Genomic DNA, 23,095 nt, shown 5'->3' with positions numbered 1-23,095 from the left:
GGGAAAGTATGAATAACTAAGCTAAATGCCAGAAACAAAGTATAACAAGATCATCGTAATCGGGACATCTGCCGGGGGTATGCAGGCGCTGATAAAGCTGCTGGCAGGGCTGCCGGAAGATCTGCCAGCCTCCATATTCATTGTACAGCACCTGAGTGCCGACTCTTCTGCAGCTTTCCTGGTAAACAGGCTTAATCAGTTCACAAGCTTAACCTGTAAAGTGGCAGAGCATCAGCAGGAGTTTGAACCTGGTACAGTATACTTTGCACCTGCCGATAAACACTTGCTCCTGAGCAAAAAGGAAATGCTGGTGGTAACGGGGCCACGCGAAAACCAGTTCAGGCCTGCCATTGATCCGTTGTTTCGTTCAGCTGCCGCGTACCATGGCGCCAGCACTATCGGGGTGGTTTTAACCGGCTTTATGAGTGATGGAGTGATTGGCATGGAGTCTATTAAAAGAAGCGGCGGAGTTGCTGTTGTGCAGCACCCTGACGACGCTGAGTTCCCTGTGCTGCCGGAGAACGTGATAAGGCAGGTAAACATAGACCATGTAGTGGCGCTGGAGGAGATGAGCAGTATACTTGAAGAGGTAAGCCGGCAACAACCGTCGCAGAGCTCGGTTACGGTGCCATCCGATATCTGGCAGGAAGCCCAAATAGCAGAACGTGTTATGACTAACAGCACATTAACCAATATTGATGAATTAGATAAGGCAGGCGACCGCACTGTCTATTCTTGCCCCGAGTGTGGTGGTGGCTTATGGGAGCTGTCGCAGGAGGGAACAATCAAGCGTTTCAGGTGCCATTCCGGGCATGCATTTTCCGAGGACTCGCTATTGGATGGTATGTCGAACGCGCTTGAAGAAACACTTTGGGTAGCGCTGCGCACGCTGGAGGAACGGCGGAACATCTTACAGAGTATGTCGCGCGGAGAAACAACAAAAGGTAACCACCGCTGGGCAAGTATACAGGAAACCCGGGCTGAAGAAATGAAAGTACACATTGAGCGCCTACGGGAGCTTCTTTCACGATCTGCCTCAAAGGATGAGGAGCAAATGGGAGAGACGGGTTGAATCCTGCTCGGGGAATCATTCTCTGTTGTCTTGTACTGACTGTGGAGCTGTGGGTAAAATATCGTGGCTGCTGCAGTTTATAGTTTCTGCAGGGGCGCCTACCTGAACACGGCATTAGTGCAGATAATTTTCTGGCGTAATTTGATGCGATGAAACAACTTTACCTTATAACACAACGCATTGTTTTTTTTCTCTTAGCCTTTGCCGCTGTTGCCGCCAACGCACAATCCACGGATTCGCTTGGCATAGAGGAGCCTGAAAAACCCTTTAAGCTTACTGCAGGCGTGGATGTATACTACGCCTACGATTTTTCAGAGCCATTCTCCAAAGACAGGCTGTTTACCACACAAGCGTTCCGGCACAACGAATTTAACCTGAACTGGGGCTTTATACAGGCCGATTACAACGCAGCAAGGGTTCGGGGCACACTGGCTTTACATACGGGTACTTATGTACAGGCAAACTATGCTGCTGAAACCAACGAACTGACACGGCTGATCGCACAGGCAAACGCAGGAGTAAAACTGGCAGAGGGGGTGTGGCTGGATATGGGTATACTTCCTTCGCACATTGGCTACGAAAGTACGTTCTCCATCAACAACGAAATTTACACCCGCGCCCTGATGGCCGAAAACTCGCCATACTTTGAAACCGGTGCACAACTTACCGCAAACGTTTCTGAAAGTATAACCCTCAAATTCCTGGTACTTAACGGATGGCAGAATATACAGGAAACGAATGATGCCAAGTCACTGGGTTTCGGCATCAGCTATGCACCCACCAACGAACTTATACTTAGCTACAACAACTATTACGGCAACGAGGCACCCACCGGTGTAGATGCAAAGCGGCGCTACTTCCATAATGTGTATGTTGGCTATACTTTCTCCGAAAGGTTTAACGTAGCCGGAAGTATAGACTATGGCCGGCAGGAGCTTTGGGATAGCAATGAAAAGGGTAGCTGGTATGCAGGATTACTTCTGGCGCGCTACCGGTTAAGCAGCAAATTTGCTGTGGCGGGGCGCGTAGAACATTACAACGACAGACATCAGATCATCATTACGACCAACACACCTGAAGGCTTCCAGACTTCCAGCGCCTCACTTAACCTGGACTATATGCCAACTCCGAACTTTAAATGGCGGGCAGAGGTGCGTGGCTATACTTCTGAGGATCGTGTTTTTGTAGGAGAGGACGGTGCCCAATATGACAACCTGCTGCTGGTAACATCGTTTGCCGTTAAGCTGTAATACACATCGATGTTTGTTAAAAATGTAAAAGTATGAGTACAGCTAAAAGATGCTGAAATTTGGTATGTTTCTCACCGGACGGTGGCCTGCACCGGTTGCTTATCCTTTTTGCCTGAACCTTTACCAGCTTTGTCTTTCTTCATCTTGCTTTGCTGCACTTCAAATTTTTTCCCCCATCCGCCCACGCTGGAGGTGTTGATTACCTTGTTCTTTCCCGGGCCCTCCATTAAGGAAATTTGTATGCCTTTTCCTACTGTTCCAGTAACCTCAATAGTGTCATCGCCGCCAAGGTCATGGAGTGTAATCGCATCTGTTTCAGCTCTGTTAAAGATTCGGTGGTAAATCTTTGTGCCATCAGATAACCTGCTTACTGTTACTTCGGTTTCATTATCATTCAGCCGGTTTACCTTAAAAACGTCTGGCTGGTCGGTGCCTATCACTAGCACTTTTTCTGAGAGTACCTCATAAAATTTTCTGGCAGCTTTATCTAAGTTGTCTCTTCTGCTTCTGAGATTTTGCTCCAATGTTTCTCCCTGCAGTTCATAAACAGAATCCGGAAGCTTTTGGACGGCCTGTGCAATTACCTGATCGGTAAGGCGCTGTTTCATATCATTGGCTAGAGAATCGAACTGGTATGCTGTCACATCCGGCATTGCCCGTGCATCAATAAATTCAGATTTGATCATCAGCGCTTTTACGTCCTTATACTTTTTGTCAAAAGTCTCGAACTTACGGTTGGTCCATTTGCGGCTGATAAGCCAGGAGAGTATACCGTCGTCGTAACGGAAAAAAGCATTGTCTCTGTCTTTCGGTAGAGGCCGGTAAATATGCTGTCCGTTCTCTTTAAATACAGCCCATTCCCATTGTTCTTCATGCCTGTCACGGTCGCCGATGAGCAGGTCCAGGAGCCTGGCCTTCGCGAATTCCAGTTGGTCTATCACATGATTATTGTACTTGTAGCGGTTTGCCAGCACCTCGTCGGTGTTCAAAATATCATACGCTTCTGAAAGCTCACCTACCAGGCTACGTTTGTCATTAAACTTTTCTTCCAGCAGGTAAAGTCTGTCACTTAATAGTTTTTTATGTTCTTTCAGGCGATCTTCATTTGGTGTTATGTATACAAGCGTTGGAGTAGACGTATGTACTCCGACTGCTCTGGCAAGCGGTGCTACAACAAGGGCTCCATAGGGGTTAAGGGCCGACGTTTGATCACGTACCAGATCTGCAAAAATGGTGTTTTGAAGTATGGGGGGCAACATTACCTGTGGCCGTTTGTCTACCGTTCGGAGTGCGTAAACCATGCCATCAGCTCCTACCATTGTAGCACTGATCGTTTGCATACCTCCCCCGATTCTCTCTACTTTCAGGCCACCCTTCACTGTATCTAATCTCAGGATAGGGACAATAACGGGCGCTGTCCAGGCATTGCGGTGGCGAGTGCCCCACAGCAGCCTATAGAATTGGCCTCGCTGGTAGTGTTTACCAGCTTTCACTGTTACACTGTCTACTGAGGTTGGGTCCTGCAATAACTGCTGATAAACCGCCGGATCAGCCACCTGCGTCTCTGCGTAAAAGTTTTTCGTGGCGCAGCCTATAAGTATAACTAACAGCAGCGGGAGTGTGTACGCAGGGCGAATGAATGATATCAGCTTATAGAGTTTCAGGTGCATCTCTCCTTAAACGCAACTGCTTTTAGAAAGTATACCCAAAGCTTTATATAGCGGCGGCAAACAGACCGATGTAAAATCGTGTCAGGGAATAGCCGCTTACATGTATAATCCGTTTTAGCTTTAGTATAACACCTTAACTGTTTGCTATGCTTGATTTAGTGATTGAAGCCCGGAAGGCATCCATAGGCCCGGGAATGAGTGTAAAGCGGATACTTCCTTTCCGGCTGCGCAGGATGGTAGGCCCTTTTATTTTTATGGACCACGCCGGCCCGGTGGAGGTGCAGCCACAGGAACTGTACTCGATGGATGTGCTGCCGCACCCGCACATTGGCTTGTCTACGGTAAGCTATCTATTTGAGGGGCAGGTAACGCACCGCGACAGCCTGGGTGTGCAGCAGGTTATTCGCCCTGGCGAGGTAAACTGGATGACAGCTGGCAGCGGCATAGCACATTCCGAACGATTTGAAGACCCGGCTACGCTGGCCGGCGGATCACTGGAGATGATACAGACCTGGGTGGCACTCCCGGAAAAAGAAGAAGAAGCTGCGCCTACTTTTAACAATTACAAGCCCGAGCAACTCCACGTTTTTACCGACACCGGGGTCTGGATGAGACTAATAGCCGGAGACGCCTACGGCCTGGTGAGCAACGTGAAGACGCACTCTCCGTTGTTTTACCTGCATGTAGTGCTGGACCAAGGTGCAAAATTTGGCTTACCCAAAGAACACACAGAGCGAGGTATCTATGTAGTAAAAGGCAGCATCGAAGTTTCTGGCAAAACCTATTCAGCCGGGCAAATGCTGGTCTTCAATAAAAACGCGCACCCGGTTATCCGTGCAAAAGAGAAAGCCACGCTGATGCTGCTGGGTGGCGAGCCGCTGGGCGAACGGTATATCTGGTGGAATTTCGTCTCGTCGCGGAAGGAGCGGATTGAGCAGGCAAAGGCCGACTGGAAGGAAGGCCGGATCATACTTCCACCCACTGACAATGAAGAGTTCGTGCCGCTGCCCGAAGACAAAACCAAGCCTGCCGGAGACCCGCCTCCGCAAGCGCTATCCTGAGAATTAAACGAAAAACATCCACCTAAAAGGTAAAATCTACGTTTTATCAAACAATCCATTTAAGCCTGCTGAAGTATAGCTTAAGTGGCAGAAATATATGCGTGTTTAACCCTGATGAAATTGCTGTTAGTACCTGCTTAAGTATGGCAGCATTTCATTACCTGAATAAAGTTTATAGTATGTTCGGAAAAAGCAAAGACAAAGAACCTGATGTAGTATTGATAGGAGCCGGTATAATGAGTGCAACGCTTGGTATGCTGCTCAAGCAACTGGACCCCACCCTTACTATTGAGATATATGAGCGTTTGGATGAGGCAGCCGCAGAAAGTTCTGATGCCTGGAACAACGCAGGTACAGGGCACGCAGCATTTTGCGAACTCAACTACACCCCCGAGCAGGCCGACGGTAGCATTGATATCTCTAAAGCCATCCGGATCTCAGAATCATTTGATATTTCGAGGCAGTTCTGGGCACATATGGTGGGGAACCACCTAATAAACCTGCCCTTGGATTTCATCAACAGTGTTCCGCACATGAGCTTTGTGTGGGGAGACAAAAACGTAGACTTCCTTAGGAAACGTTACGAGGCAATGCAGCAGAGCCACCTCTTCAGAGGCATGCAATATTCCGAAGACCCGCAGCAGTTGTTGCGTTGGATGCCCCTGATCATGGATGGCCGTACCATAACCGAGAAAGTTGCTGCCACTTACATGCCCATCGGTACAGACGTTAACTTCGGAGCTCTTACCCGTGGCATGATCCGGTATCTACAGCAGCAGCCGGGAGTTACACTGCATTTCTGCCACGAGGTGCGCAAGCTGCGCCAGAAAAGCGATTCGAGCTGGCGCCTGAAGATCAGAAATGTTAACACAGATGAAAGTATAAAAGTACGTACCCGCTTTGTGTTTATTGGTGCTGGCGGCGGTGCGTTGCCTTTGCTCATGAAGTCGGGCATACCGGAAGGGGAGGGCTACGGCGGATTTCCGGTAAGCGGCCAGTGGCTAAAGTGCACAAACCCTGAGGTGATCGAAAAACATTATGGCAAAGTATACGGTAAGGCAGCAGTGGGTTCTCCGCCAATGTCGGTGCCGCACCTGGATTCGCGTTTTATCAACGGCAAAAGAGAGTTGCTTTTTGGACCTTATGCCGGCTTTACCACCAGGTTCCTAAAGCAGGGCTCTTTCCTAGATTTGCCTATGTCCGTAAAGCTGGGCAACCTGCGTCCGATGGTGGCGGCTGGCCTGCGTAATATTCCGCTTACAAAGTATCTTGTAAACCAGGTGCTCCAGACACCCGAAGACAGAATGGTGTCGCTGCGTGAGTACATGCCTCAAGCAAAACAGGAAGACTGGGTATTGGAACATGCAGGCAAGCGAGTGCAGGTTATCAAAAAGCATCCCGACCATGTGGGCGTATTGGAGTTCGGAACAGAGGTGATCAGTTCTGCGGATGGCACACTGGCAGCCTTGCTGGGCGCATCGCCGGGTGCCTCTACGGCAGTGTCCATCATGCTGAGCCTGCTCGAAAAGTGCTTCCCCGAAAAAGTGCGAACACCGGAATGGACGAACAAGCTGCGCGAGATGATACCTTCTTATGGGCAGTCTTTGGCTGAGAACGAGGCATTGCTTCACGAAGTAAGAGCTTATACATCGGAGGTGCTCGAGCTGGAGTCGGTGCAGCAAATCAGGAAATAAACCAATAGTAAATACAATTAAATTAGGTGCAGCCAGGTGGCTATTATAAACTATGGTTGTGCAACGCCAGGTATAGCCTCGCCGTAAAGCCACACCGAAACACAAACGCAAGTATAAATTTATGTCATATATTTTTCAGGATTGGGATGCGAACAAAGGTAACCTGAAAGGCCGCCTGGTAATGGTGCTGTTCCGGCTTGCCCGACCTGCTTCTCTCCATCCGTTGCTCAGGGTGATCTGGTTACCCTACCTGGCTTTTTATAAGGTATTTGTGGAGTGGTTTATGTGCATCGAACTGCCCCACTGGACTAAAGTAGGCAAGAATTTTTACCTGGGGCATGGTCATGCACTGGTAGTAAACGGCTGTACTGTTATCGGGGAGAATTGCTTTTTCAGGCACTCCACCACCTTGGGTAACATCCGCCGCGAGGATGGTTCTTACTCTGGTTCTCCTGTAATCGGAAACAACGTAGAGCTGGGTTCCAATGTGTGTATTATTGGGGAAATAAGGGTAGGAAACAACGTCAGGATCGGTGCCGGATCTGTGGTAGTAAAAGATATTCCGGATAACTCAATTGCCGTCGGAAACCCAGCACGTGTGATAAAGCAACTACAGCCGATAGGGCAGAAAGTAGTTCAGGAGCAACTAGCCTGTGAGCCTGGTTGATCCAGCCAGGTATAAACTGAAGTATAAGCCACAAAAAGAAAGAGGCACGCTGTGACTAGCGTGCCTCTTTTGCCTTACTCACGAGATAAGTTATACTTTATTTACTGATTATCTACTGTTGCCTCGATAATAGTTTCTACATCATCGGCTACCAGGCTAAAGAAATCATAGCCTGTCTTCGCTTCTATAGCGTCTACAGAAGTTTTATACAGCTTCCAGTCTGAGGATACACTATTGTCGTTTGGCATGTCCACTGCAATTACTCTGGCACTTGTAGTTACACGGCTTGCATCGTTGTCGCCGTCAGGTATGATAAGTATAACTTTCCAGGTAGATGCCGGAACTGTTACTTTACCGTTAGCGATAGTAGTTGCATAACCGTTAGAGCCTGTACCGCCCACACCATAGCCACCAGAGATAATGTATATCTCATAACCACCTGAAAGCAACGAGCGGCAGTAGCTCTCTAAACTTGCCCAACCCAAACGATTGTTGTTAGGTGCCTGCGGAATCATGTTCGTCATCAGGAAGGTCATCGAGTTATCTGTTACAGTTAGGGTTCTGTCTGCAGATGGGCACATATGGCCTCGGTCAAAACCGCTGTAAGAATAATCTGTTGCGCTTACCTGGTACCAGCCAGATGGCAAGGTGTTATCGGCACGGAAGTCGTCCTGGCGCGGTGTGCTGCCCAACCACGATTCGTCCAGGTGCCAGCTTACCCAGTTTGCCGTTCCTTTGTCGCGGCTATACGACATTACAAACTGATTCTTCAGCAGCAGGTAATTGTTTGGCGCATTTACATCTGTGATGGCACCCGATGGGTTACCCATTGTTAGGTGAACAGAACCTGACGTGTTGCCGGTATCGCCACCTGTACTGCCACCAGTTCCGCCATCGTCAGAACCTCCGCCTGTGCTGCCTCCGGTGCCAGTGCTGGTACCGCTGATGGTAAAGTCGTCGATGTTAATGCGATTTCCGCTGCCGCTCAGCTTTACAACTCTGAACCTTACAGAAGAAGAAATGGCAACGCTAAAAGATACTGTTTCTAACGTAGTAGAAGAGGAGGTAATAGTACTGCCTTGCTTTATCCATGTAGCGCCACCGTCAGTAGATGACTGTAGCTCCCAGGTACTAGATCCGTCAGTTCCGTACACAGCGTGGCTTATACTTACAGTTTGTGCTCCGTTTTGGTCAAACTGCATTTCCAGAGTGCCCAAGTCGCGGATACGCACTGATTTAGTGCCTGATTTTCTGTCAGATTCTAAGGTGCCGATCAAGGCTTCGTTCAGTAACCAGCTACCAGAGGCAAGTGTTACAGAGGCAGCTGCATAGCTTCCTTTCGAGCCGCTTTCGAAGTCTTCCAGAAAGTCTGCCGCAACAGGTGCAGGGTTAGACTCAACAGAGAAGTTGTCGATGTTAATCCGGTTGCTGCCACCGCTTATCTTACGAACTTCGAAGCGAATAGCGCCATAAATGTTAAGCGGAAAAGTAACCTGCTGCAGTGATGTTTTACTTACAGTTACAGCACTGCCAGCTGACTGCCAGCTGGTACCTCCGTTAGTAGAATAGAAAACCTCAAAGCTTGAGTTTTTGTCGCCGCCATATTTGGCGTAGCTTAATGTTACAGACTTGGCTCCGTCAGGTAAATCGAATTCCATACTTGCCTTGCCCAGGTCTCTGATCCGGACAGACTGTGTGCCGCTTTTTGCGTCGGATGAGGTGGTACCTGTAAGAGCCTCCTGCAGCATCCAAGGGCCGTTAGAGAAACTTACCGATGCAGCTGCGTAGCTCCCTTTGTAAGCTGTTTCGTATCCTTCTACGAATAGAGTGGAAGTAACAGCAGCAGATTGGGAAACATATAGGCCTGGATTTGGCTTGATATCCTCTTGCTCCAGGTTACAGGAAGAGAACGTGACGAAGGCTGATAAGACAAACAGCCATTTAATAAAGTAACTGTGTTTCATGTTGGGTTGATTTAAAGGTGAGTAAGGCGTTGCAATAAAAGCAAAGTATTTTATATGTTATATATAGTTAATAAAAATATAACATTAGGTGTATGTTTATAAGAATTGGTAGGACGTTCCCATGAAACGAAGTTGCTTATTTATTCCTATTGCTGTTTGTAGTCAATTAACTAGCCTTACTAACTGCTACAGTTAGGGGTATGATTACACTTACTTATTGATTACACCTTAATAAATAAGTACTGACGGAGAGAAAATGAGCGTAAGAAACAGAAGAGAGTCTAAAAAATAGATTTATAGCTTATTATGCAGAACAAGTTCTGTGAAATTCGTTAATCTATATACAAGCCATAGGATAGCTGCCTTTGATAAGATACTAAGAACATGTTGTTTATATCCATGCCAGCCCTGCTAATTTTGTAATTTTTACTTAACTTAAAGAATAAGTTGGCGCGAAGCGTGTTATTAATTTGAAAATAAACTAACCAGAAAGGAGAAGACAATGGCACAGCAGATCTGGAAGTATGTTTGGGCTACTTTAATCATAATTGTAGCATTGCAGTTGTGTAGCCAGCAGCAGGCAAGGCACGAAGCTTTTGCAACCGAAGCAGAAAATGTGGACATAAAAGTAAATAAGCAGCTGATCAGCTCTCCCCCTTTACCAGCTGCCATGACGTTTGCCGGAGAGCCGGTGCCGCTGCATGTACCGGATGTGGCAGAACGCCTGGATCGTGAGCTGTTGGTAAATTCATACTTACACGCTACCACGCTGCTCGGGCTAAAGCGTATGCAACGCTATATGCCAGAGATCAGGGCGCTGCTAAAAGAAAACGACATCCCGGAAGATTTTGTGTACCTGGCATTGGCTGAGAGTCTTTTCGGCCATGTAACATCGCCTGCCGGGGCGGCTGGCTTCTGGCAGTTGATGCCCGATACGGCCCGTGGCTATGGCCTGATCGTGAACGGGGAAGTGGATGAGCGCTTTCATGTAGAAAAAGCAACACTGGCTGCTGTTCGGTACCTGAAAACAGCAAAGAAACGCTTCGGGTCCTGGACAAATGCTGCTGCTTCGTACAACCGAGGCATGGGTGGCCTGGATCGTGCCCTGGAAAGACAAGGCGTAGATTCATACTACGACCTGCACCTCAACGATGAAACCTCACGCTATATGTTCCGGATACTGGCCCTGAAAGAAGTGCTGGGCAATCCGCAAAAGTATGGCTTTGATTTATCTGAGGAGCATGGCTACCAGCCACTGGCTGCCCGTTCATTAAAAGTTACTGCATCTGTCTCCGATTTACCGGAATTTGCACTGGAGAATGGTACAAACTATAAAACGCTACGCTTTTACAACCCTTGGATAAAGGGTTATAAATTAACAGTTCCACAAGGTAGAGAGTACGTACTGCAAATGCCTGAATAATCTATAAGTATAAATATTGTACGCCAGTGCACTGGCTTACAATATTTAATTACGGATTAAGCGAAATAGCATTCTCTTTGTCTCTCTGGCTTCCCAAGTTTCTTATATAGGTGGTAAGTTAATTCAGTTTGATGGCAAAAGCTTTGAGTTATTTGTAATTACGCTTAAATATAGTGCTCCAGAACGTTTGGCAAGTATAACTCAGGGTGTGCTGGAGTAGGAGGTGTGTTTTTAAGGCTTAAACATTTTGATGGTTTGGAAGTTGCTGTTAGCAAACTAGCAACACAGATAGGTGTTTGTTTAGAGTAACTTATCTTTTTTAAGCATCGTTTGCCAAACTTTCGGCATTATTGTTTACACATTGTACGATGCATTGCTTATCTTTCGATAACTATTTTCTTTATGCCTTATACTTCTCCTAAGACAGACCAGACTCCAGCGGTGGATTTTGAATTGATCCTGAACGCCATGCCTGGAAATGTTATCATTTTCAAACCTGACGCTCCGCACTTTACTGTTGTAGCCGTAAGCGATGATTTGCTATGGATTACAAATAAGAAAAGGGAGAATGTAATAGGCAGAAGCGTTTTTGAGGTGTATCCGGAGAACCCCGAGGCGATAAAGGCAACAGGCCCCTCCAGCCTGAAAAAATCACTTAACAATGTGATTGAGCTGAAGCAGCCAGACCAAATGCCTGTTATTCGCTACGACGTACTAAATGCAGCAGGTGTATTTGAGGCGCGTTATTGGTCTGCGCAAACTAAGCCTATTCTGGGTAGTAGCGGGGAAGTGCTTTACCTTTTACACACCACCACAGAAGTGCTGGTTCAGCGGCAACTGGAGGAAAATAACAATGAACTGATTAAAATGGCCAACGCTATGCCCCAGGTTGTGTGGATTGCGGAGGCAGATGGAGAAGTAACGTATTACAACGAGAGGATAGCTGAGTTTGCCGGTGCAAGAAAATTAGAAAACGGCACCTGGAGTTGGGAAGGAATTCTTCATCAGGAGGACGTGGAGCCGACAGCCTATGCCTGGTGGAAGGCCGTGGAGGAAGGCAGCTTTTACGAAAAGGAGCACAGGCTAAAAATGAACGATGGCACGTACAGGTGGCATTTAAGCAGGGCCTTTCCGCAGCGTAACAAAGCCGGAGTTATTGAAAAATGGTATGGTACAGCCACTGATGTGCATAACCAGAAAGAAAACGCAGAAGCACTACGTCAAAGCGAAGCCAGATTACAGGCTATTATTGATGCGACACCTGAGTGCATAAAAATTGTTTCACCGGATGGCACGCTCCACCACATGAATTCTTCTGGTCTTGATATGATAGAGGCTGGAAGAGAGGTGATAGGCTGTGCCAGTGTGTTTGATGTTGTTGCCCCGGAGCACAAAACAGAGTGGATTAAAAACCATCAGTTGGTGTGTAAGGGTGAGAGTATAAGTTGGGAGTTTGATGTTATAGGACTTAAGGGTACACGACGCAGTATGGAAACCCATGCTGTTCCGCTGCCTGGCGCTGATGGCATAATGCACCTGGCCGTTACTCGTGATGTAACAGAACGAAAGAAATCAGAACTTGCTTTAAAAGAGAGCGAGACACAGTTCAGAGTGTTTGCTAACAACATCCATAACCTAGCCTGGATGGCAGAACCTGATGGTTGGATCTTCTGGTACAATGAACGCTGGTATGAATACACCGGTACAACATTAGAAGAGATGATGGGATGGGGCTGGGAAAAAGTCCACCACCCGGACCATGTGGAGCGAGTAGTTTCGTTTGTGCGGGAGGCCTGGGGCAAAGGCGAAACCTGGGAGCTTACGTTCCCACTTAAAGGTGCTGATGGAAAGTACTGCTGGTTCCTGACCCGAGCCTATGCTGTGAAAGATGCAAAAGGTAATGTTATCCGCTGGATCGGAACAAATACCAACGTCGATGAGCAGAAGAAAGCAGAGGCGGCACTTGAGTTTAAGAACGTGGAGCTTACCCGTATCAATAACGACTTAGATAACTTTATCTATACAGCATCACATGACCTAAAAGCACCGATTGCCAACATCGAAGGGTTGCTGGTGCTCCTGGCAGACGACTTAGCCCATGGTAAAGACACTGGCGATGTCAAGCATATTCTTACTCTGATGCAGGGAGCTGTTAATCGCTTCAAAAAGACCATCGACAGCTTGACAGATGTGGTGAAGCTGCAGCAGGAAAACAGCTCAGAAGCTGTAATGGTTAACCTGCCGGAGGTACTACAGGAGGTCGTCCTGGACTTGGAGCCGCTGATTAATTCTTCTGGTGCAAAATTGAAGTCAGATCTCGAAGATTGCCCTACCGTGCGCTTCTCAGAAAAGAACATGCGGAGCCTTGTGCACAACCTCATTTCTAATGCTATAAAATACCGTTCGCCAGCTCGTGAGCCACAGATTTATATCAGTTGCCAGAGTACGCAGGAGTATCATGTATTAACTGTAAAAGACAATGGGCTTGGAATGAAAGCCAGCAGCAAAGGCCAGCTCTTTACTATGTTTAAACGGTTCCACGACCATGTAGAAGGTAGCGGCATCGGGCTTTATATGGTAAAGAAAATGGTTGAAAATGCAGGAGGTTACATTGAAGTAGATAGCCAGGAAAATGTAGGCACTACTTTTAAAATATACTTTAAGCACTAAAGATTTAAAATAGAAACAAAACAAAAGCCGCTCTTTATACTTAGAGCGGCTTTTGTTTTTTGATATAGGCTGGCTGCAGGATTAACTTTTGCTTAGTAAACCTAAGTATAAGCTTACTAAGCAATATTGGTTTCTCTGCTTGCCTTCACTTAAATAGCCAGGCAGCAAGTATAACTTGCTTAATGGAAGAACAAATACGCTATAAGTATAGCTGCAACAACGCCAGCTAAATCTGCAATAAGACCACAGGTAAGCGCATACCTGGTATTGCGTATGCCAACAGAACCAAAGTACACTGCCAAAATATAAAAGGTAGTCTCCGTTGATCCTTGGATCGTAGAAGCTAATCTGCCTACAAAAGAATCTACACCGTACGTGTTTAGCGCCTCTACCATCATGCCCCTTGCACCACTGCCACTAAGTGGCTTCATAAACGCCACAGGCAGGGCAGGAGCGAAGTCGGTATTGAGTCCTGTTAAAGCAATTCCATAGCTGATGCCATCTACCAGAAGGTCTAAAGCGCCGGATGTCCTGAAAACACCAATGGCCACAAGTATAGCTACCAGGTACGGAATGATCGTAATGGCAACGCTGAATCCTTCTTTGGCACCCTCGATAAAGGCTTCGTACACATTTACCTTTCGGTATAAGGCAAGCCCCACAAAAGATATTATGATAGAGAAAAGTATAACATTACTGGCCACTGTAGATATAAGGCTTACCTGCTCCTGCGGAATAATGCTGAAGTAGTAAATAAGGCCTATGATGAGCAGCATCAACGTGCCCAGGTAAGCCAGCACGATAGGGTGCAGCAAGTTAATGCGCTGATAAATAGCCACTGCTATAAGTCCTGTAATGGTAGAGAAAAAGGTGGCCAGCAGAATTGGAATAAACACATCAGAAGGATCGGCTGCTCCCAACTGGGCTCGGAAAACCATCACACTAATTGGGATGATGGTGAGGCCAGATGTATTGAGCACCAAGAACATGATCTGTGCCTTAGACGCTGTTTCTTTATGCGGATTGAGCTCCTGCATCTCCTTCATTGCCTTTAGGCCAAGCGGTGTGGCAGCGTTATCGAGCCCCAGCATGTTAGCTGAAAAGTTCATTAGGATAGAGCCGTACACCGGGTGGTTGTTTGGTATTTCGGGGAACAGCTTGTGGAAGAATGGCCCAACCAGCCTTGCAAAAATGGCAATGATACCGCCTTTTTCGCCTACTTTCATCAAGCCCAACCAAAGCGTCATCACGCCAGTAAGGCCCAGAGATATCTCGAAACCAAGCTTGGCGTTGTCGAACGTGCTGGTTACAAGCTTCTGAAAGATATCATAGTCCTGGAAAAAAATGAGTTGAAAGAGGGCAATGGCAAAGGCGATCAGGAAGAAACCTGCCCATATATAGTTTAATACCATGTATAAAAAGGATAGAAGACTTTGGTTGAACCTCTAAGATACAAAGAGGTATAATAAAATCCGCATGCTATATAGCAAGTATAAATTTTTAAAGCACAAGGCCATGAAAAAGCAGCGGCACATCCTGCTTCAGGTCGCGGATAAACCCATTCACAACCGCATACTTTACTCTCCCTGATGGGTCTTTAAGTATAAAATTGGCGCTGCCCTCCAGTACAATATCATGGTTTAAAGCCGTTGCATTTCGTGTTATGTTTAGCAGTAGTTGCTGCGGTATAAAGTCTGTTGATAGTTGTTCCTCTACCTGCACGGTGGTGTAGCCTTGTGCCAAGAGCTTATGGGCAACCTCTTTCGTGAGCTGTGCTATACTTTGGAACGCCTCCGGGTATACTTTGCCGGGCAGCAGCGTAAGTCCTTCACCGTTCAATTCTTCGTAGCCGTAGAACACACTCATATCGCCTAGCTCTTCAATGTTACTGCGGTAGTAAAATCCCTGTGGTGCAGCTGCGAGTTCAACCTCCTCCCGCATAATGCCTAGATCCAACAAGGTGGTGTGGCCGTTTTGCTGATACTGCACTTTCCGTATCACAAGGTCGAAAAGGTTTCTTGTGTTTTCGGGGATAGTATAATAATCCTCCAGCGCATACTTTTTGTACCCGTCTGTTGCAATCAGGTGCAAGGCAGAAACAATGGAAGCAAAGTTCAGCTGCCTGATCACCTGTTTTTCAGGGTCACCGGTATACCCACCGGATTCTATCAGAATCACACTGGTGCCCCACTTTTGTATGTTGTCGCCAAAGGCCCTTGGCTCATAGTCGTCGGAGTACTTGGCTATATGGCCCGGTATAAGCTGCTGCAGTGCCTCGTTCATGCCCACAATGGTGCGCATGGCGCGGGCCCGCACAGTGTTTACTGTTTTAGCATGATCAAAAGGAGGAGCCAGGAAGGAGATGGTAGCCGTTTTAGAGGTATTGCCTACAGTGTAATAACGGCTCTGGTCGTGCAGGTTAAAACCGAATTCAGGCTCTATTTTGTCGCGCATGCTTTTCAGCAGCACCGCCTCCGGGCTTTGTAAAAGTATGGCATCCCGGTTTAAATCAATGTGCAGCGCGTTACGGCGAATAAATCTCTCTGCCCCATCCGGGTTCAGCATGGGGATAATATAGAGGGTGGTGTTATTAAGAATTTCCTGGCGCACGGAGTCCATTTCATCACTCTGCCTCAGAAAATTGAATAGGTCAAACAGGGCCATGGTAGCGGTTGCTTCGTCGCCGTGCATCTGAGACCAGAGCATCACCTTCGTTTTACCGGTGCCAGCCTTTACCATATAAATATCCCGTTTCTCCACAGATTTGCCTATCACCTCCACCTCAAACAAGCTATTGTGCTTCAGTTCTTCCAACAGGGGCACAATATCCCTATGCTTAAAACGCCTGTGGCTAAGCGTGGTCTCTTTATAAAAATTGTGTTTCTCGAAAGGTAATTTTGCCATAGCGGTAATGCTGATTTTGCCGCCAATTTACGGAACTATACTTGGATGCAGGAGTATTTTTGCTATTTGATTTAAGTGATGAATTTCCTTTGCGCATAGTGTTTATCCATTCTTTGTAAATGCTGTCAACTTAAGTAGGATCATCCAAGCTTGTCATCTCGACCTCTGGAAGAGATCTTTTAAGAATTCTTATGTACTGGTTTTGTAAAGATCTCATCCAGAAGTCGAGATGACATTAAACGAGGTTTATATGACAGTTTAAACTTAACCTGAGGGCAATGCGCTCGCACCTGCCAAAGTGATATGCTCTTGTATCTCATAATTTATGGTTATAATCTCAAGGGTGGGTTAAAGTATCAGAAGTTAAAAAAGCTTTGTATCTTCAAGTTCAGTAAGTATAAGTCTATGGCTCTATTTAATGCAGCGCTTCAAAAGAGAGTGGCGCTAGTAACAGGTGTGATTTTAGTGCATGCACTCACGCTTATCCAGATTCCAAGTATGGCACAAAGTATAAGTAAAAAGAAGCTGGTTCAAAAAATAATGAAGCAGCACCCAGAGCACTTTCAGCGGATACTGGAACAGCCTGAAAAGTATAGGGTGCAGGTGCTGTATACACAGATAGATAGGGACCAGCAGAACAGGCCCCACTTTAAATCATACGCTTATCGCCTAGATCCAAAAGAGTACTTTTACCCTGCCAGTACAGTTAAGTTGCCCGCTGCTGCACTTGCACTGGAAAAGCTAAACGAGCTGAATATCGATGGACTTAATAAGTATACTTCTCTTAAAATAGACAGCGCTTATTCAGGCCAATCGGCTGTACTTACCGACAGTAGCTCCGAAAATAACCTACCCTCCATTGCACATTACATCAAGAAGGTACTGCTGGTAAGCGACAACGATGCTTATAACAGGCTTTATGAGTTTTTGGGGCAGAAGGAGCTGAACGAGGGCCTGCACGAGAAAGGTTTTGAAGATGTAAGGCTGTCGCACAGACTTTCTATTTTTCTTAGCCCTGACGAGAACAGTCATACCAACCCCTTCACATTCTTTAGTGGCGACAACATATTGTACCAGCAGCCAATGGCCAACAACGCTAATCCCAAGCCAAGTCCGTTAAAAGAAGTATACTTAGGCAAAGGTTATATGCAGGGCGATAAGCTGGTGAACGAGCCAATGGATTTCTCTGCCAAGAACTACATCTCCGTTGAGGCTCTGCAGGGGATACTGAAAAGCATCATGTTTCCGGAAGCCGTTCCGGCACAGCAACGCTTTAACCTGAAGCCCGAAGATTATACTTTCCTATACAAATACATGTCGATGCTGCCCCGTGAGAGTGATTTCCCGGAGTATGAAGAAAAAGAGTATCCGGATAGCTATGTGAAGTTCCTGATGTACGGACAGGACAAGGAACGCATACCTCAGAACATTCGCATTTTCAATAAAATAGGGGATGCGTATGGCTTCATGATCGACAACGCCTATGTGGTAGACTTTGAGAATAAGGTAGAGTTTATGCTAACGGCGGTTATCTATGTGAATGAAGACGAGATTCTGAACGACGGTAAGTATGAATATGATGCAGTAGGGTTTCCTTTTATGAAAAACCTGGGCAAAGCTTTTTACCAGTACGAGCTGAACCGCAAAAAGAAAAACCTGTCAGACCTGTCAAAATTTAAATTGGATTACGAATAGATAGCAAGTAGCGTATAAGCAAAAAGCCGTACCAAACTCTGGTACGGCTTTTTGTTTTTATATCGTTTTGGCAACTTTTACTTATCCCACCAAAGCGGATCCGACAACGGAGGAGTTTCCGGAGTATTCGGATTTTTGGAAGCCTCACCCTGTGGGTAAGCCACCCTACGTATAAATGTATTCAGGGCTGCATTTACAGGCAGAGTAAAGCCTGCATAAGCATAATCAAATCTCCTGGCATCATTCCAGGCTTCTGGGTTCAGATATGTAATCACATACTTCTCTTTAAAAATTAAGTTGAGGGTAAGATTAGCGGCGCCTACAGATACTTCAGGACTATTTATATAAGCGTTTGCAGCTGCTGTACTTACTTCAAACAGTTGCATACTTGCCCTGATGCCCTCCAGGTAAGCATTATAGGCTCTCTGCCTGTTTCCTGCCCTGAAGGCTGCCTCAGCTTCAATCATTTTAACTTCCGGGTATGACACGATAATTAGTGGAGCATCTTCTTCAGTTATCGGGGAATTAAGCGAAATGTACACTTCATCTTTAACAGTGCTACTGGCCGAGCCAACGTTTCCTACGCCATTTGGGGTACCTATAAAAGCACCAGTAACAGTAGGATCAGTGATTTTCTGCAGCCGTGGGTCCATGATGCCGGTAGTGGTGCCTTTCAGGTGCTCTACCAACTGCTCAGACAGCCAGCCTCCTAAGATTAGAAGTGCATTGTTTCTAGCCACCGAGGCCCATGGATTAATGGTTGCAAATACACCCATGTCCGCATTGTCGGCATTGGAAGTATACGATTTTTCGACTGCGGCAAGTACAGCCTGCGCATTATAGGCAGTTGTGCCACTTACCTTGTTCAGCTGCCTCGCTTTCAGGGCGTAAGCTGTCTTTATCCAGTTGTTTTTGTTACCGTTATGTATCAGGTCGTTTACAGGACTAAGTGCAACCCGTGAGTCATTTTTCGATAACTCCGTAACGGCTTCATCCAGCAGCGTAAGTATAACATTGTAAAGCTCTTCTTGCTTGTCGAATTTGGGAGTAAGCGTAGACTGATCAAATGCTTCGGAGTAAGGTGCGTCACCCCACAAATCAGTTACAAGCATCAGGTGGTACGCCATCAATATATTGGCAACGCCAACATAATTTGGAGCCTCCTGTTCCTGTGCTTTCTGCTTCATGTCATAAATATCTGCCATGGCCAAGTATAGAGCATCCCAGGTGGAGGTATAGTCTGTTACTTCGTAAGTGTCTGTGGATGACCCTGCAACAGGGCTAGCCAAATACTGAACAAAGAATGACGTAATGCTGCCTACCCGTTGGCTGTTCAGCCCTGTTTTCTGGGTAGTAGTGGAAAGTAATGTTGGTAGAGGAGGATTGTTTACTAGGTTCGGATTCTCGTCCAGGTCAAAATAATCCTCACAGCTTTGCAAGCTAATAAGCGCCCCCATCAACAAGAAGGCAAGCGTATATCTTAAATATCTTTTCATGCTTCGTGTGGTTAAAATCCTACATTAAGAGTGAATAGGTAGCTTCTTACTGCCGGGTAAGTAAATCCGGCGAAAGCGTCTACGTTGCTTCCGGATGGTGCTGAGCTGGTTTCTGGGTCAAAGCCGGAATAATCTGTAGAGAGCCACAGGTTATTACCGGTTAGGGATACAGATGCATTTCTGACAAAGATGTCTTCGAACCAACTGCTAGGAAGTGTATAGCTTAGTGTAAGCGAACGCAGGCGCACCCATGATGCATCTTCCACGAAGTTTTCTGATACACCACGATACACGTTTCGGTAATAGCCGTTGCCATAGTTAACACCATCCGGACCAATGCCCTGGCCTAGGAAGACAGGTTTTGTGTTTGGAGTACCGTCTTTCAGCACACCGTCAAACACAATTGTTTCGTTGCGGTTTTCGGTATACTCTGCTATACCAAATGCTGCAAAGAAGTTTCCTAACTGGTTATACTTCTCAAAGCCCTGGCGTGCATCAAACAAGCTGGTCAGGCTAAGGTTCTTGTACCGGAACGTGTTTGTAAGGCCTCCTACCCAATCTGGCTGTGAGTTGCCCAATATCTTCTGACTAGAGAGTGGTGCCCTTACTGGGAACCCGTTTGCCCCAATCACAATAGGTCTGTTTTCATCTATAAATAAAGGATCTTCTTCCTCGCCCGGGCCGTAATAGCGCTGGTAATGTGAGCCGTAGATGTTACCATATGGCTGGCCCGGAATAAGTTTTAGAGTTACAGTGGACCCTACATAGCCGAACTGTGAAGCATAAGGTATTTCTTCCAGACCTTCTCTTATACTTAGTATTTTGTTACGGTTGGCTGAGAAAACTAATTTGGTGTCCCAGCTAAAGTCATTTGTTTGGACAGGAACAGCATTTAAAGCAATCTCCACACCTTTGTTTCGCATTTCACCGGAGTTAACCGCTGCTCTAACAAAGCCAGTTGAACTAGCTACTTGTATGTTCAGGATCTGATCTTTACTAAGTGAATAGTAGTAGGTAAAGTCGAAACCTAAACGGTTATTCAGGAACGACATTTCTAAGCCGGCTTCATAGGTGTTAGTGAACTCCGGACGCAGGTCCTCGTTTCCTAGCAGAGCTGCCCTTGTAAAGCCAGTGTAACCAGTTGGTAAGCCTGTGTAATTTGCAAAACCCGATGAAGTAGAATAAGGCAGCGCATCTTTACCAATTTCTGCATAAGATAGCCTGAGTTTACCCATATTTATGAATGACGGGAGGTCAAATTGCTCAGAGAATACATAGCTAAGGCTAACAGAAGGGTAGAAAAATGATCTGTTGGATCGCTCCAGTGACGAAGTAATGTCGTTGCGTCCGGTTAAAGTCAGGAAAAGCAAGTTTTTGTAATCGACGGAAGCTTCTCCAAAGAAGCCCATCAGCCTGTACTCTTCTTCCTGCTGCACCGATGTTAGAAAACGTGCGTTGGTTAAATTAAAGTAATCAAAAACAGCCAACTCTGTTCCCTCTACACCAAAGCTTTTTACTTTTCTGTCATATAACTCGTGGCCCAGACGTATTGTACCGTTAAAGTTCTCTCCAAATGACGACTGCAGCGTAGTAATAAAAGTAGAGTTAATTGCTCTGAACTTGGTGGTGTATTCATTTACAAATCCTAAACCGTTGTCCTCGTAAACTATTTCGTCGGCTACCCCACGTGGGCCGGGCGCAGTACGGGTACGGTCATCGGTGTAGGTGTCAAGACCTATTCTGTAGCTGAAACCTAACCACTCTTTTGGTTGGTATCCAAAGTTCAGGCCCCCGATAAATCTATTCACATCATCTTCTAGTTTGTTAGTGAAAGCGCCGTAAATCGGGTTGTTGTTTCGGTATGTGTTCATGGTGCCGTCCGGCTTTATGTAATCCGTAACGTCCCAGCGTGGCGACCAGTAGCTAAGGCTTTCATTAAAACGGTCAGCATTGTAGCGATTTCCGCCTGAGTTCACAAAAGTGAAGTTTGCTCCTGTGGTTACTTTATCGCTTAACTTGACATCAGTATTCAGACGGGCCTGTATGTTCTCGTAATCTGTAAAAGGCAGTACACCTTCGTGGCGTAAGTGCGAGATGGATGAGTAGAACGTGATAGCATTGTTACCGCCTGAAAAGGAGAGTGAATTTCGGTATTGGTGGCCGGTTTCATAGGCATCCTCAAAGTGGTTGTAGAGCTCAGCAGGGTGTGTAGGATCTATCTGCCGAGCTTCCTCCACAGTTGGTCCCCACGATGGCCAGAAGCTCTCAGGATCATAAACACCTAAGTAACCTTGGGTATAAGTATCCTGCATATCCGGAAACTTGTTTACCTCTTCTATACCCGCTGTGCTTGTAAAGTTAACACGCAGCGCACCTTCCTGTCCTCTTTTCGTAGTGATAACGACCACACCGTTGGCGCCTCTAAGACCATAGAGCGCTGTTGCTGCGCCACCTTTTAATATGTTTATACTTTCAATGTTATCCGGGTTAATATCTGCCAGGCGATTACTCATGCCCCGTAGTTCTGCACCTTCACCAAACGTGGAGGTCGTGTTGTCGATTAGCACGCCATCAATAACATACAGTGGATCGCTTGAACGGTTGGGGTCAATGGAGTTAATACCACGGATGATGATACTTGCACCCTGGCCCGGAGCGCCGCCGGTGCTGGTAATTGTTGCACCAGCTACTTTTCCCTGCATCGCGTTCAGCACATTAGCCTGCCGGTTCTGTACTAGTTCCTCTGTTTCCACTGTAGAGGCAGCATACCCAAGTGCCTTTTTCTCGCGTGTGATACCCATGGCAGTTACTACTACTTCTGATAGTTGCCGGGTGTCTGTGCTCAGTGTTACATTGATAACCGATTGGTTGCCAACTTGAACTTCCTTGGTTTCATAGCCCAGATATCTGAATACCAGAGTAGCATTTGAACTGGGCACCTGAATACTGAAGTTACCATTTGCATCGGTTGTTGTACCAGTAGTAGTACCTTTTACCAGTACACTTACACCAGGCAGTGGCGAGCCTTGATCTGCACCTGTTACTTTGCCACTTACAGGTATTTCCTGTGCAATGGCAGAGGTACTAAAGTATAACAGGAGTAGCAGGATAATTAATGTAAAATTGTTCCTCATAGCTAATGTGTTATAGCGTGAAAAAAATATATTAATTCTTTTATCTATTAGGTATTTCAGAGCATAGTTAGAGGGTGTGCAAATGCAGTTTTATGCATATATTCTTCAATAACAGTAAGATGTACGGTTATTGAAGATTGAGGTATAGGAATTTTAAAAAGATATCTGGAAAGGGTGCTGATTTTTGCGGTAAAAATGCAAGTCCTAAGTTGGTAATTTAATCTAATTGGGGCGACTGCAAAACAGCATCAAGAAAAGTGACATATGGCAGTACATGCACAATTTTCATGAACTGCGTACAAGAGAGGCTGTAATGGAATAATAGCAGTGCTGACTAAGCGATCAAGAATTTTTTGCGGTTACCAGGGAGGGAAGCTATAAGTATAATATTTAAA

The 23,095-nt window shown here is 46.3% G+C and carries 14 protein-coding genes; 8 read left to right on the top strand and 6 right to left on the bottom strand.

Features of this window, described 5'->3' with window-relative positions:
- The first annotated feature begins 25 nt into the window (after nt 1-25).
- Complete coding sequence (locus H8S84_RS05315; RefSeq protein WP_187066203.1) at nt 26-1,072, top strand: chemotaxis protein CheB; 1,047 nt, start codon at nt 26-28, stop codon at nt 1,070-1,072.
- Between the two features lie 149 nt (nt 1,073-1,221).
- Entirely contained in the window at nt 1,222-2,322 is a 1,101-nt protein-coding gene (locus H8S84_RS05310; protein ID WP_187066202.1) for a porin, read from the top strand.
- 71 nt (nt 2,323-2,393) lie between these two features.
- Here H8S84_RS05310 and H8S84_RS05305 read toward each other — a convergent pair whose 3' ends face one another.
- On the bottom strand, nt 2,394-3,992 hold the full coding sequence (locus H8S84_RS05305) for a hypothetical protein (protein WP_187066201.1): 1,599 nt from the start codon (nt 3,990-3,992) through the stop codon (nt 2,394-2,396).
- A 146-nt stretch (nt 3,993-4,138) separates the two neighbouring features.
- On the opposite strand from H8S84_RS05305, the gene H8S84_RS05300 reads away from it, so the two are divergent.
- From H8S84_RS05300 to H8S84_RS05290, 3 genes are all read left to right on the top strand, one after another.
- Nucleotides 4,139-5,053, top strand: a complete 915-nt coding sequence (locus H8S84_RS05300) for a pirin family protein (protein ID WP_187066200.1) — start codon at nt 4,139-4,141, stop codon at nt 5,051-5,053.
- 143 nt (nt 5,054-5,196) lie between these two features.
- Nucleotides 5,197-6,747 (top strand): malate:quinone oxidoreductase, encoded by a 1,551-nt coding sequence (locus H8S84_RS05295; protein ID WP_394367990.1) that lies wholly within the window; start codon nt 5,197-5,199, stop codon nt 6,745-6,747.
- Between the two features lie 121 nt (nt 6,748-6,868).
- Complete coding sequence (locus H8S84_RS05290; protein WP_187066199.1) at nt 6,869-7,414, top strand: serine acetyltransferase; 546 nt, start codon at nt 6,869-6,871, stop codon at nt 7,412-7,414.
- A 101-nt stretch (nt 7,415-7,515) separates the two neighbouring features.
- Here the strand turns inward: H8S84_RS05290 and H8S84_RS20085 are convergent, their stop codons facing one another.
- On the bottom strand, nt 7,516-9,378 hold the full coding sequence (locus tag H8S84_RS20085) for a DNA/RNA non-specific endonuclease (protein ID WP_230407046.1): 1,863 nt from the start codon (nt 9,376-9,378) through the stop codon (nt 7,516-7,518).
- A 502-nt stretch (nt 9,379-9,880) separates the two neighbouring features.
- Here H8S84_RS20085 and H8S84_RS05280 point away from each other — a divergent pair.
- Together H8S84_RS05280 and H8S84_RS05275 are read left to right on the top strand one after the other, a co-directional pair.
- On the top strand, nt 9,881-10,801 hold the full coding sequence (locus tag H8S84_RS05280) for a lytic transglycosylase domain-containing protein (protein ID WP_187066198.1): 921 nt from the start codon (nt 9,881-9,883) through the stop codon (nt 10,799-10,801).
- A gap of 402 nt (nt 10,802-11,203) precedes the next feature.
- Nucleotides 11,204-13,471, top strand: a complete 2,268-nt coding sequence (locus H8S84_RS05275; protein ID WP_187066197.1) for a PAS domain-containing sensor histidine kinase — start codon at nt 11,204-11,206, stop codon at nt 13,469-13,471.
- A gap of 179 nt (nt 13,472-13,650) precedes the next feature.
- Here H8S84_RS05275 and H8S84_RS05270 read toward each other — a convergent pair whose 3' ends face one another.
- Both H8S84_RS05270 and H8S84_RS05265 read right to left on the bottom strand, forming a co-directional pair.
- Nucleotides 13,651-14,883 carry a nucleoside recognition domain-containing protein gene (locus H8S84_RS05270; protein WP_187066196.1) on the bottom strand — a complete coding sequence of 411 codons (1,233 nt, stop codon included), beginning with the start codon at nt 14,881-14,883 and terminating at the stop codon, nt 13,651-13,653.
- Nucleotides 14,884-14,971: 88 nt separating this feature from the next.
- Nucleotides 14,972-16,375 (bottom strand): M14 family zinc carboxypeptidase, encoded by a 1,404-nt coding sequence (locus tag H8S84_RS05265; RefSeq protein WP_187066195.1) that lies wholly within the window; start codon nt 16,373-16,375, stop codon nt 14,972-14,974.
- A gap of 405 nt (nt 16,376-16,780) precedes the next feature.
- Here H8S84_RS05265 and H8S84_RS05260 point away from each other — a divergent pair, with 405 nt between their 5' ends.
- Complete coding sequence (locus H8S84_RS05260; protein ID WP_187066194.1) at nt 16,781-18,070, top strand: serine hydrolase; 1,290 nt, start codon at nt 16,781-16,783, stop codon at nt 18,068-18,070.
- Nucleotides 18,071-18,147: 77 nt separating this feature from the next.
- Here H8S84_RS05260 and H8S84_RS05255 read toward each other — a convergent pair whose 3' ends face one another.
- Entirely contained in the window at nt 18,148-19,566 is a 1,419-nt protein-coding gene (locus H8S84_RS05255; protein ID WP_187066193.1) for a SusD/RagB family nutrient-binding outer membrane lipoprotein, read from the bottom strand.
- 11 nt (nt 19,567-19,577) lie between these two features.
- On the bottom strand, nt 19,578-22,700 hold the full coding sequence (locus tag H8S84_RS05250) for a SusC/RagA family TonB-linked outer membrane protein (RefSeq protein ID WP_187066192.1): 3,123 nt from the start codon (nt 22,698-22,700) through the stop codon (nt 19,578-19,580).
- Nucleotides 22,701-23,095: the final 395 nt, after the last annotated feature.

Origin of the sequence: Pontibacter cellulosilyticus (genome assembly GCF_014306105.1) — a bacterium.
In the GTDB taxonomy this organism is placed as follows: domain Bacteria; phylum Bacteroidota; class Bacteroidia; order Cytophagales; family Hymenobacteraceae; genus Pontibacter; species Pontibacter cellulosilyticus.
The sequence above is the reverse complement of the archived record's forward strand: the minus strand, read 5'-3'. Positions and strand labels throughout refer to the sequence as shown.